9 protein-coding genes and 1 other annotated feature (1 of these 10 only partly in view) are annotated in these 12735 nt (G+C 39.2%); of the genes, 1 reads left to right on the top strand and 8 read right to left on the bottom strand.

The genetic code is table 11. The features are described from left to right. Positions 1–16: a binding site (T-box leader), on the bottom strand; it reaches 177 nt to the left of the window's first position. 49 nt (positions 17–65) lie between these two features. Continuing rightward, on the bottom strand, positions 66–1568 hold the full coding sequence (hutH, locus tag GZH82_RS00045) for a histidine ammonia-lyase (protein ID WP_162680759.1): 1503 nt from the start codon (positions 1566–1568) through the stop codon (positions 66–68). A 347-nt stretch (positions 1569–1915) separates the two neighbouring features. On the opposite strand from hutH, the gene GZH82_RS00040 reads away from it, so the two are divergent. Beyond that, positions 1916–2728 (top strand): NAD(P)H-hydrate dehydratase, encoded by an 813-nt coding sequence (locus GZH82_RS00040; protein ID WP_162680758.1) that lies wholly within the window; start codon positions 1916–1918, stop codon positions 2726–2728. Between the two features lie 294 nt (positions 2729–3022). On the opposite strand, the gene gyrA is transcribed toward GZH82_RS00040, so the two are convergent. From gyrA to dnaA, 7 genes are all read right to left on the bottom strand, one after another. Then, entirely contained in the window at positions 3023–5659 is a 2637-nt protein-coding gene (gene gyrA / locus GZH82_RS00035) for a DNA gyrase subunit A (RefSeq protein WP_162680757.1), read from the bottom strand. 35 nt (positions 5660–5694) lie between these two features. Beyond that, a complete protein-coding gene (gene gyrB / locus GZH82_RS00030; protein WP_457853130.1) occupies positions 5695–7626 on the bottom strand; it encodes a DNA topoisomerase (ATP-hydrolyzing) subunit B in 1932 nt (643 codons plus the stop codon). Positions 7627–7639: 13 nt separating this feature from the next. Next, positions 7640–8755: a DNA replication/repair protein RecF gene (recF, locus tag GZH82_RS00025; protein WP_162680755.1), complete on the bottom strand. Its 1116-nt coding sequence runs from the start codon at positions 8753–8755 to the stop codon at positions 7640–7642. Further along, on the bottom strand, positions 8752–8991 hold the full coding sequence (locus GZH82_RS00020; RefSeq protein WP_162680754.1) for an RNA-binding S4 domain-containing protein: 240 nt from the start codon (positions 8989–8991) through the stop codon (positions 8752–8754). The genes recF and GZH82_RS00020 overlap by 4 nt, the downstream gene beginning before the upstream one ends. A 119-nt stretch (positions 8992–9110) precedes the next feature. Further along, positions 9111–9800, bottom strand: coding sequence for a DsbA family protein (locus tag GZH82_RS00015; protein WP_162680753.1), 690 nt, complete (start codon positions 9798–9800; stop codon positions 9111–9113). 285 nt (positions 9801–10085) lie between these two features. Beyond that, a complete protein-coding gene (gene dnaN, locus GZH82_RS00010) occupies positions 10086–11219 on the bottom strand; it encodes a DNA polymerase III subunit beta (RefSeq protein ID WP_162680752.1) in 1134 nt (377 codons plus the stop codon). Positions 11220–11391: 172 nt separating this feature from the next. Then, complete coding sequence (dnaA, locus tag GZH82_RS00005; protein WP_162680751.1) at positions 11392–12735, bottom strand: chromosomal replication initiator protein DnaA; 1344 nt, start codon at positions 12733–12735, stop codon at positions 11392–11394.

Below are 12735 nucleotides of genomic sequence, written 5' to 3'. Positions count from 1 at the left end.
TCCACAAACAATTATTTATTTCGATTTCACATTTAATATAACAAAGAAAATTTCGAATAGCAAGCTTATTTCTGATACGCCAGATTCTTTAAATATTTCGCCACATTTTCAATATCTTGATGAAATGGTCGGTCTTCTTGAATCGATGGCACGATTTTACGCAACGCTTCGTACTGTTCGCGTGTTTTTGGTGACAATTGTTCTATCCCTCTTATTTCGACCGCTTGTGACGCAATAATCGCTTCTATCGCAATGACGCGACGTGTATTTTCTAAAATTTGATAGCCATGACGTGATGCAATCGTACCCATTGAGACGTGATCCTCTTGATTGGCTGATGAAGGAATCGAATCGACACTCGCCGGATGTGCCAATGTTTTATTTTCTGATACAAGACTCGCTGCCGCATACTGCATAATCATCGCACCACTTTGCAATCCTGGTTCTGGGCTTAAAAAGGCAGGGAGACCCCCGTTTAATTGTGGATTAACCAAACGTTCAAGACGACGTTCTGCCACGTTTGCCAATTCACTTGTCCCGAGCTTTAAGAAGTCTAATGCAAATGCGACAGGCTGACCGTGGAAGTTACCGCCAGAAATGACTAATGTCTCGTCACCTTCATTAAAAATAAGTGGGTTATCATTCGCTGCGTTCATTTCAAATTCTAACTTTTCACGAACGTATTGAAACACTTGGAAGCTGGCCCCATGAATTTGCGGAATACAACGCAATGTATAAGGATCTTGGACACGCATTTCCCCTTGGCGTGTTGTAAGTTTTGACCCTTCAAGCCAGTCTGACATCCGTCTTGCTACAGCCGTCTGTTCTTCAAAATTACGCACTTGATGAACCGCTTCATGATAAGCATCTGTAATACCATGTAACGCTTGATGTGTTAACGCGGCAATCCATTCTGCTTGATATGCTAAATTTTCAGTTTCTATCCATGAAATGACCCCTTGTGCTGTCATCGCTTGTGTGCCATTAATCAGTGCCAATCCTTCTTTCGCTTGTAACGTTAAAGGCTTACGGTTTAACTGTTTTAAGATGTCCGAGCTGTCTAAAACTTCACCTTGGTACTCGACTTTACCTTCACCAATTAACGCTAGTGCAAGGTGTGACAGTGGCGCTAAATCACCCGAAGCACCGAGAGAACCTTGTTGTGGAATGACAGGAATGATACGTTGATTGATGAAAAACACCAATTGATCTACTAAATCCATCGTCACCCCTGAATGACCTTTCAATAAAGTGTTTAAACGTAAAACCATCATCACGAGCGAAACATTCGATGCAAAAGGGGCACCGATACCGCACGCATGTGAACGTATTAAATTGACTTGTAATTGATTATACTTCTGTTGATCAATGAGTACATCGCTAAATAAACCAAACCCTGTTGTTATCCCATACACGGTCTCTTTATTCGCAATAATCCGTTCTACAATCGCACGACTTCTTTCAACGCGCGCTTGTGCTTCCTCAGTCACTTCTACTTTATCCTCATATGCTAAAAACTGTCGTATAGCCTCAATCGTCAGCTGCTCACCTGTTAAACGTAATGTCATTGTAATCCTCCCATCTTTCATCACGTGACACAAAAAATGTCTATTTCTTTCAAGTATAGTTTTAGGAAATCGTTTTCACAATACTTTCAGCCAAACTCGTAATATGGTATCAAATTAACCTTTTAACGTACTAAATGAATTCACTTAAGTAAATATAGAAATTTAAGATACTTTTTCAAAAAAATAAAAGCGCTACAAAATAGGGGAGCATGCATGGTCGCCTACTTTTGCATAGGGCTATTACAAATGGTCGCATTGAAACCTTGGAATTCCTATTGACGAACAAGCAAACCAGGTATAATATATCTTGTTGTAATAATGGAAATTCCAGATAGGAGGTCTCAAACGTGAAAACATTGTCAGCTGTTCACATTCCTAAACGTAAGGATGACACACATAAAGGTGACTATGGACGTATTCTGTTAATTGGTGGCAATGCCAATTTAGGTGGCGCAATCATGTTAGCAGCGCGCGCTTGTGTATATAGCGGAAGTGGCTTAATTACAGTCGCAACGCATCCAACAAATCATGTCGCATTACATTCTCGTTGTCCTGAAGCAATGGTCATTGACATTAATGATACGAAAAAACTAACGAAAATGATTGAAGCTTCTGATTGTATTTTAATCGGACCAGGTTTAGGGTTAGATTTTAAAGGTAACAATGCAATGACATTTTTACTGCAAAATATTCAACCCCACCATACTTTAATTGTGGATGGTGATGCGATTTCAATCGTAAGCAAACTTAAACCTGAAATTCCAGCTTGCAATGTCATTTACACACCACATCAAAAAGAGTGGGAGCGTTTGAGTGGCATTCCGATTGAGGAACAAACGTATGAAACAAACCGTGCAGCAGTTGATCGTTTAGGTGGTACGGTCGTGCTTAAAAAACACGGTACAGAAATATACTTTGAAAATGACGCATACAAGCTTGAGGTTGGTAGCCCAGCGATGGCAACAGGCGGCATGGGGGATACACTTGCCGGCATGATTACAAGTTTTGTGGGGCAATTTGACGACGTGATTGATGCAATTACAAGTGCGACTTATACACACAGTTACATTGGAGATAAGTTGTCAGAGGATATGTATGTCGTACCCCCATCAAAAATTATTGATGAAATTCCTTATGCAATGAAGCAATTAGAGGAATAATAATTTTTTACGAATCGTAGGAAGAAAGACTTGGAAACTTCAATGTTATCCGAGTCTTTTTGTTTTAATTGGGAAATACATACTGTGCAGTTGCCGAAAAGCCATCAACGTCACCAATCATGTAATAAAGAGGTGAGGCACATAGAAGCACGATTCAATCAAAGCGTTGGCAAGTTGAGACGAGACTCCTAGAAACGCGCCGCATGGTTCAATAATCTGACGGTAACACGGTTGCCAAGTAAAAAGGCGATGATCTCTAAATTACACGAGACCATCGCCTTTTCAAATTATATATTATTCATCTTCATTTTCAATATCTTCATTCACGCGATCCATAAAGTCTTCTCTTAATGTTTCACGTTCTGGTGATGCTTCAGGTTCTGGTGCTTCCGTGTGAATCGTATCGCCAGGTGTCGCATCATCTACAACAACTTCTATATCATCGCTTGCCTCTGACGCTGTTGTATGTTCATCCGCTTCGATGTCTTCTGGCTCTTTCTTCACTTTCGCTACTGTCGACACATATTGTTCATTATCTAATCGAATGAGACGAACACCTTGTGCCATACGACCATTGACAGAAATATTAGAGACTTCCATACGAATGATAACACCTTGGTTTGTCACAACCATTAAATCTTCGTCACCTTCAACAGTTGTAATACATACGAGTCGACCATTACGCTCTGTCAGTTTCGCTGTTTTCACACCCATACCGCCACGGTTAGACAGACGGTAGTCTTCTATCGATGTACGTTTACCGTAACCTTTTTCTGTCACGACTAGAATTTCATTTTGATTGTCATCGTCTGCAACGTCTAAACCAATGACTTCATCACCGTCTCTTAAACGGATCCCTTTCACCCCTGCAGCGATACGGCTCATCGCACGTACGTCAGTTTCTTTAAAACGAATGAGTGACGCTTGGGCTGTACCGATAAGAATATGTTTCTCACCATCCGTTAAACGCACCGCAATCAGTTCATCGTCATCACGGAATTTAATCGCGATTTTACCGTTACGATTAATACGGTTAAAGTTGCTCAATGCTGAACGTTTGATTAAACCTTTTTTCGTTACGAATACGAGGAAGTCTTCTTCAGAGTCTATGTCTTTCACTGCAATCATTGTACTGATCACTTCATCTTGATCCAGCTCAATCGCATTGACAATTGGAATCCCTTTAGACTGACGGGAGAGTTCCGGCACTTCATAACCTTTCAGTTTGTAGACACGTCCTTTGTTTGTAAAGAACAACACATGGTCATGCGTACTTGTCGTCACTAACTGACTTACGAAATCGTCATCAAGTGTATTCATGCCTTGCACGCCTCGACCACCACGATTTTGTGCACGATATGTTGAAGCAGGCAGACGTTTAATATAGTTGTTATGACTCAATGTGATAACGATTTGCTCTTCTGGGATTAAATCTTCATCTTCTAATTGATCAATACCACCGAGTTGAATTTCAGTACGACGATCATCGCCAAACTTCTCTTTAATCTCAGTCAATTCTTCTCGGACAAGTTCTAATAGCTTTTCTTGATCCGCTAAAATGGCTTCTAATTCAGCAATATACGCAATTAAATCATTATATTCTTGTTCAATTTTGTCGCGTTCTAAGCCTGTCAGACGTCTTAAACGCATGTCTAAAATGGCTTGTGCTTGGCGTTCTGAAAGGGCAAAACGTGACTGTAAACTTTCCATCGCAACTTTATCTGTATCTGATTCACGAATGATTGTAATGATTTCATCAATGTGATCCAGTGCAATTCTTAAGCCTTCAAGAATGTGCGCACGGTCTTTCGCTTTACGTAAATTGTATTCAGTACGACGGCGTACAACTTCTTTTTGATGCTCTAAGTAATGATAAAGTGCTTGCTTCAAGTTAATCAATTGGGGGCGTCCATTGACTAAAGCAATCATGTTCACACCAAATGATGTTTGAAGTGGTGTTTGTTTATATAAATTATTTAAAATGACGCTCGCATTCGCATCTTTACGCACATCGATCACGACACGCACACCTGTACGTAAACTCGTTTCATCACGTAAATCTGTAATGCCATCGATTTTTTTATCACGGACTAACTCCGCAATTTTTTCAATCATACGTGCTTTATTCACTTGGAATGGAATTTCTGTCACGACAATACGATCACGACCGCCACCACGAGATTCAATTTCAGCTTTAGCTCTCATAATAACAGAACCGCGACCTGTTTCGTAAGCACGTCGAATACCACTCTTACCAAGAATCAACCCGGCAGTTGGGAAGTCTGGGCCTTGAATGTCTTCCATCAATTCACTAATCGTAATGTCTGGATTATGACTTAGACTCAGCACGCCATCAATCACTTCACGCATGTTGTGTGGTGGGATATTTGTCGCCATTCCAACCGCGATACCTGACGCACCATTGACGAGCAAGTTAGGGAAACGTGATGGCAAGACGCTCGGTTCACGCTCATTACCGTCATAGTTGTCGATAAAATCAATCGTGTCTTTATTGATGTCGCGTAATAATTCTAGTGCAAGCTTCGTCATACGTGCTTCTGTATAACGCATTGCCGCGGCACCATCACCATCCATCGAACCGAAGTTACCTTGACCATCTACAAGTGGATAACGATAGCTGAAATCTTGTGCCATACGTACCATTGCTTCATAAATTGACGAGTCACCATGTGGATGGTATTTCCCCATGACATCCCCTACGATACGAGCAGATTTTTTATACGGCTTGTCAGGGGTCATCCCTTGTTCATTGAGGCCATACAAAATACGACGATGTACAGGTTTTAGACCATCTCTTACGTCTGGCAAAGCACGAGATACGATAACACTCATCGCGTAGTCTAAAAACGATTCGCGCATCTCTTTGCTGATATTACGTTCATTAATTCTTGATTCAGGTGTTTCAGCCATCAAGATATCCTCCTTCTCATTTTCCAATTCTCATTCTAGAAATCCAGGTTAGCGTATACGGCGTTATCTTCAATGAACTGACGACGATTTTCAACGACATCGCCCATCAACATTTCAAAAGTTTGGTCTGCTTCAATCGCATCATCCAACGTCACTTGCAACATCGCACGGTTTTCTGGATTCATTGTTGTCTCCCATAACTGATCTGCATTCATCTCACCTAAACCTTTATAGCGTGCAATAGACCATTTTGGCGTAGGATTCAGTTTTTCTTTTAATTTATCAAGCTCACGATCATTAAACACATAATACTTTTGTTTACCTTGCGTCAGTTTGTACAACGGTGGCTGTGCAATATACACGTAACCCGCTTCAATCAATGGACGCATAAAGCGATAGAAGAACGTGAGTAATAACGTACGAATATGCGCACCATCGACATCCGCATCGGTCATAATGACAATCTTATGGTAGCGTGCTTTCGAAATATCGAATTCGCCGCCAATGCCTGTACCAAATGCGGTTACCATTTGACGAATTTCATTGTTGTTTAAAATTTTATCTAAGCGTGCTTTTTCAACGTTTAAAATTTTACCACGCAACGGTAAAATCGCTTGTGTACGTGAGTCACGCCCTGATTTTGTAGACCCCCCGGCAGAGTCACCCTCTACTAAGAAAATCTCACTTTCAGACGGATCTTTACTTGAACAGTCAGCTAATTTACCTGGCAAACTTGAAATGTCCAAAGCAGATTTACGGCGCGTTACTTCACGTGCTTTTTTAGCAGCAATACGTGCGCGTGATGCCATAATTCCTTTTTCTACAATGATGCGTGCCACTTGTGGATGTTCAAATAAAAAGCGTTCAAAAAGCTCTGAGAACACACGGTCAACAATTTGCCGGACTTCAGAGTTTCCTAATTTTGTTTTCGTTTGACCTTCGAATTGTGGATCGCCATGTTTAATCGACACGACTGCTGTTAAGCCTTCGCGTGTATCTTCACCTGATAAACGATCTTTATCTTCTTTAATCAACTTGCTTTGTGCACCATAATTGTTCAACACCCTTGTTAATGCACGTTTAAAGCCGTCTTCGTGCGTCCCACCTTCATACGTATGAATGTTGTTCGCATATGTCAGTAGATTTGTCGCAAAGCCACTGTTGTATTGTAGTGCGATTTCCACTTCAATATCGTCACGTGTTTGGTGTACATAAATCGGCTCATCATGTAAAGGCTCTTTATTTTCGTTTATAAGCTCCACATACGACTTAATTCCACCTTCATAGTAGTAACTATCCTCACGCACGTTTTCTTCGTTACGTTCGTCTGTGAGCGTAATACGGATACCTTTATTTAAAAACGCCAATTCACGAATACGTTTTTGCAATGTTTCATAGTTATAAACTGTTGTCTCTTGGAAAATCGTACCGTCCGCTTTGAAACGGATGACTGTTCCCGTTTGATCTGTATCGCCCACTTGTTTTAAATCAAAAGCAGGGACACCTTTATGGTACGCTTGATGATGAATACGACCGTCTCTGTGCACATAAACTTCTAATGTGTCACTTAAAGCGTTTACTACTGATGAGCCCACACCGTGTAAACCACCTGAAACTTTGTATCCACCGCCGCCGAACTTACCACCGGCATGTAATACTGTCAAAATAACTTCGACTGCAGGACGTCCCATCTTTTCTTGAATATCAACAGGAATCCCACGTCCATTGTCCGTAACTTTAATCCAATTATCCTTCTCAATGACTACTTCTATGTTATCAGCATATCCTGCAAGTGCTTCGTCAATACTGTTATCGACAATTTCCCAAACGAGATGATGCAGACCGCGTTCTGAAGTTGAACCAATATACATACCTGGTCGCTTACGTACCGCTTCAAGACCTTCCAATACTTGAATCTGACTTGCGCCATAGTTTTCTGAGTTGTTCACATCAGCCAAAACTTCCACCTTCACTTTCTGCCTATTGCTTTATATTTCCTTGTGTAATCCGATATACCTTTGCATCCTTCATAATTTCATGATCAATACCATCTACTGACGTGGTTGTGACAAAAGTTTGCACTTTATGTTGAATGGTGCTCAAAAGATGTGTTTGACGTGCATCATCCAACTCACTTAAAACGTCATCAAGTAATAAAATGGGGTATTCCCCCACTTCCTGATTCATTAATTCTATTTCTGCTAATTTTATCGAAAGTGCCGTCGTGCGTTGTTGACCTTGAGAGCCGTAAGTTTGTGCATCCATGCCGTTCACTTGAAATGCTAAATCGTCGCGGTGCGGTCCATACAAACTCACACCTCGCTCAATTTCACGTTCCATATGGTGTTGCACATCTTCTAGCACTTGTTGAATTAAGACGTCCTCAGACTGCGAGACGTCTTCTATTTTGATGCTTGGTAAATATTGCAGTGTCAAAGTTTCGCGTTCATTCGTAATGCCAGAATGAATCGGCGCGGCAAGCAATTCTAACTCTTTAATGAATTGCTGCCTACGCTGAGTCACTTTAACCGCATATTCCACAAATTGATGATTCAATACTTCAAGCATCGTCGTATCTTGTGTCTTTTTAAGCTGTAGTTGCTTCAAATAATGGTTACGTTGTTTTAAAATGCGTTGATATTGAGATAAATCATTCAAATACAAGCGCGAAATTTGACCGAGCTCCATATCAATAAAACGTCGTCTCACTTGTGGTGCACCTTTGACGATACTTAAATCTTCCGGGGCAAAGAGGACGACATTCAAATGGCCAATATACTGGGTCAAACGACTCTGTTCTAAATGATTCACCTTGACTTTTTTTCCTTTTTTCGTAATAAACATCGTGAGCGGCATCATGCCATAACGAAAATTAAGCTCACCTTCTATTTTAGCATACTCAGCATTAAAGCGAATTAATTCCCTGTCATTCGTTGTACGATGGCTTTTTGCGAGTGCCAAAGTATAAATCGATTCTAATAAATTGGTTTTCCCTTGTGCGTTTTCTCCGATTAAGATATTGACCTCTGGGTGACAATCCAGGCTTATCTGTTCATAATTGCGATAATTTTCTAGTTGGAGTGTTTTGAGTTTCATTGCTCACCGAATTTGATGATGTATAAACCTACTTCAGGAATGTCTAATTGATCGCCATCTTGCAGTTTTTTGCCACGACGCGTTTCCAATTCGCCATTTAAGAAGACTTCATATTCACTTAAGAACCATTTCGCTTGGCCCCCAGATTCAATAATGCCTTCATAGTTTAAAAATTGTCCTAAAGTTAGTGCGCCATCAACGATTACTTCCTCAGCCAAATTCATCACTCCATTCATATTTGCTCACTTATATATTATACATTTTTATTGCGAAAATTTCATGCTCTAGAAAGGAATTTTCACGTAAAAGTTTCATGTGGAACATCTGAATCTGTTTCAATGGATGTACATCAATTTTATTCTTCAAGCGCTTTATCGATTTCATCTTTAATCGCGTCGAAATCTGTCTCGTCTTCAATCTGTTTACCGTTCACGTATAGTGCAGGTACGTATGGGACTTCCTCTTTTTTCGCTAATGTATGATCTTGTTGCGCGCGTTTAGCAATCTCACCATTTTTATCACGATAAGCTGTCGTAATTTGTTTACGTTCTTGCTCACTCAAATCTAATTTTTGTAATTGCTTTTGAATTAAATCGTCTGTTAACCAATGTTGACTACCGACATCATCTTTATTTTTAGGTTGCTGTTCATAAAGTGCATGATGAAATTGCCAATATTTCTCAGGGGCATATTGATTCACTGCGAGTGCTGCTTTGGCACCAAGTTCAGATTCGTCCCCATGGATTAATACGTTGACATAACGAAATTCAACTTTGTTATTGTCGATATATTCTTTTTCTAATTTAGGTTTAATTTTACTTTCAAAAGCTCCGCAATACGGGCATTTAAAGTCTCCAAATTCTACAAGTAACACTTTAGAATCTTTTTTACCTTGTGTCGGTTGCTTTTTAGTCTCTGCTGCAAGTGTTTCTCCTGATCTGCTATTTCCTTTGTTCAATGTTTTAAAAGTGGCAAAGCTTAAAAAGATACCTGCAACGAGTGCGACAACAATGAATACAATCAACCATTTATTTTTCTTTAACATAGGTCCATTCCTCCATTCATTAGTTATATTAATTATACTAAAGTTAAATCACTTTGAATAATTACACGTGTAAGTTCAGCAAATGACTTTAAAATTTTGTCATTTTTTTGCAACGCATTGAAATGGTGACACTGTTGAAATGTTGGTGGATTTTGCTTTTGACTTTGTCCCGCAGAATTTTCACATATTTTGTGCAAACTATTAGGAAAATCTTAATGGTTTAGCTAAGCATAAAAAAAGCAGTTGGTTTGGTAGCCAACTGCTTTTTTATAACGTCGTAGCGGTTTAGTACGTACGGATAGGTAAAATAAGTTGTGTAACAGTGTCATCATCTTTCGGTTTTAAAATAAATGGTTTCATCGTTCCGAAAAATTCTACTTCAACTTCTTCGTTATCGATGGCCTTAAGTGCGTCCATCATGTATTTCGAGTTGAAAGAAATCTTTAAGTTGCCACCTTCAACATCATTGGCAGTGACTTCTTCTTTAACCGTACCAATTTCTGGTGATGTAGAAGACAATTCGATTTGCGTGTCACCTGTGCTTAATTTGATAACATTATTGCCACCTTCACGCGCAAGTAATGACGCACGATCAATCGCATGATAAAAATCAGAGTTGTTGAGCCCTAACTTAATTTCATAGTTTTCAGGGAATAAACGAGATGTATCTGGATAATGTCCCTCTAATAAACGTGAAATAAAGTTGACATTGCCTACTCTAAATAAAACTTGATTCGATGCGAAGAAAATATCGATATGATCTTCACTGTCAGTCATAATTTTGTTTAACTCAGCTAATGCTTTACCAGGAATGATGACATTTTTATCTTGAATTTCTTCTTCAAGCTTCAACTTTCTTACAGCTAAGCGGTGTGAATCGGTCGCAGTGCATATTAATTCATTTTGTTGTATAAGCCAGTTCACACCTGTGAGTACTGGACGTGTTTCTGAGGTGGACACTGCAAAATTCGTTTGTGCAATAATGTTTTTCAGTACTTTTACTGGTAATTGTAGTGCATCATCACTAGAAACTTGTGGTAAAAGTGGGTACTGATCTGGATCAAGTCCACTTAAGTTAAATTCAGAATGTGCTGAAGTGATTAATGTTTGAAATTGTTCGTTTGTTGAAAGTTTAACTTCTTTACCTGGTAGCTTTTTAATAATATCTACAAAGAAGCGGCCTGGTAACACGACTGAACCAGGTTCAACCACGTTAATAATTTCTTGACCATCGACTTGATTAGGAATTGTGATTTCGATTGAGATTTCAGAATCAGATCCTGTTAAAACAATACCTTCATTCGTCGCGTCTATTTTAATCCCCGTTAAAATGGGTAAAGTTGCTCTTGGTGAAATAGCTTTTAATGTGTCATTTAATTGAGTGATAAAATAATCTCTTTGAATAGAAAACTCCATCATCTATAAACTCCTTTCAGTCGTTTATATAGTTAATAGTTATTAATTAAATTCATAATAATAGTCATAGGTGCTGTGGATTAGTGGATAACTTTAAAAAATCGTGAAAATAAAGGTTATTCACATGTGGATAACCTGTGTATCATGTGTACAACTTTTCCACGTTATCCACAAATTAACTTCGGATATCTTTTTCCAAACTTTCGATTTCTTGACGTAAAGTTGGGTCATTATCGATATCTTTTTTAATTTTATCATGTGCATGTATGACTGTTGTATGGTCACGGCCACCAAATTCTTCTCCAATTTTAGGTAATGAAAAATCTGTTAGCTCTCGTGATAAATACATTGCAATTTGTCGCGGATATGCGATAGATTTCGTTCTTTTCTTGGCTACAAAGTCTTCAATACGCACACCATAATATTCGCCGACAACTTTTTGGATATCTTGAATTGTGATTTTTTTAGTTTTAGTCACTTGAATAATATCTTTTAATGCATCGGCAGTCAGTTCTGTTGTGATGGGTTTTCCTTGAAGTTTTGAATAGGCTAAGACACGTGTCAAAGCACCTTCAAGTTCACGAATATTCGTCTGAATCTGATTGGCAATATAAGTTAAAGACTCAATTGGAATATCGAGATTTTCTTCTTCAGTTTTTTTCTGTAAGATTGCCATACGTGTTTCGAAATCAGGTGGTGTAATGTCCACGATAAGTCCCCATTGGAAGCGTGATTTTAGACGTTCTTCTAAAGTTGAAATTTCTTTTGGCGGGCGATCACTAGAGATGACGATTTGCTTCTTATTTTGATGTAAATCGTTGAAAGTGTGGAAAAACTCTTCTTGCGTTTGTTCTTTCTTTTGGATGAACTGAATATCATCAATCAATAGAATATCGATGTTACGATACTTTTCGCGAAATGACTCAGTATCATTGTTTCGAATGGATTGAATGAATTCGTTCGTAAACTTTTCACTTGATGTGTAAAGCACTTTCGCATCTGGATTATTTTCTAACACGTAATGCCCAATGGCGTGCATGAGATGCGTTTTTCCTAAACCTACGCCACCATAGATAAAGAGTGGATTGTAGGCATTGGCTGGTGATTCCGCAACAGCAAGACTTGCAGCATGTGGGAACCGGTTACCAGGTCCAATAACAAACGTTTCAAAAGTGTTGTTTGTATTGAACTGCTCACCAGACACAACAGGTTCAACAGGTGTTGTATGGCCTGCTTGATGAGATGACGAAGCGACATTAAGTTCTTGTAGATCTTCTTCAGTAATGAACTTAATGCTGTTAATTGTTTGTTGCGTGACAGCTTCTAAATATTGCTTAATCAGCTTTGTATAGTTGGTAGTAAGCCAATTCGCAATAAAAGGTTGTGCTGCAATGACGATAGCTTCATCATGAGATAGAGCATAGAGTGTTGTGTCTTTGAGCCAAGTGTCATATGAAACAGTAGTGACATTTTCTTTACATAAGTTGAGAACGTTATCCCAAATTTCTTGTTCTGACAT

This window comes from Staphylococcus sp. MI 10-1553 (assembly GCF_010365305.1).
GTDB lineage: Bacteria > Bacillota > Bacilli > Staphylococcales > Staphylococcaceae > Staphylococcus.
This window is presented reverse-complemented; position numbering and strand designations above follow the sequence as displayed.

Bases quoted from the DNA above. Each gene is read 5' to 3' on its own strand.
- GZH82_RS00020 (WP_162680754.1), bottom strand. From the start codon at position 8,991: ATGAATGGAGTGATGAATTTGGCTGAGGAAGTAATCGTTGATGGCGCA.
- dnaN (WP_162680752.1), bottom strand. From the start codon at position 11,219: ATGATGGAGTTTTCTATTCAAAGAGATTATTTTATCACTCAATTAAAT.
- dnaA (WP_162680751.1), bottom strand. From the start codon at position 12,735: ATGTCAGAACAAGAAATTTGGGATAACGTTCTCAACTTATGTAAAGAA.
- gyrA (WP_162680757.1), bottom strand. From the start codon at position 5,659: ATGGCTGAAACACCTGAATCAAGAATTAATGAACGTAATATCAGCAAA.
- recF (WP_162680755.1), bottom strand. From the start codon at position 8,755: ATGAAACTCAAAACACTCCAACTAGAAAATTATCGCAATTATGAACAG.
- GZH82_RS00015 (WP_162680753.1), bottom strand. From the start codon at position 9,800: ATGTTAAAGAAAAATAAATGGTTGATTGTATTCATTGTTGTCGCACTC.
- hutH (WP_162680759.1), bottom strand. From the start codon at position 1,568: ATGACATTACGTTTAACAGGTGAGCAGCTGACGATTGAGGCTATACGA.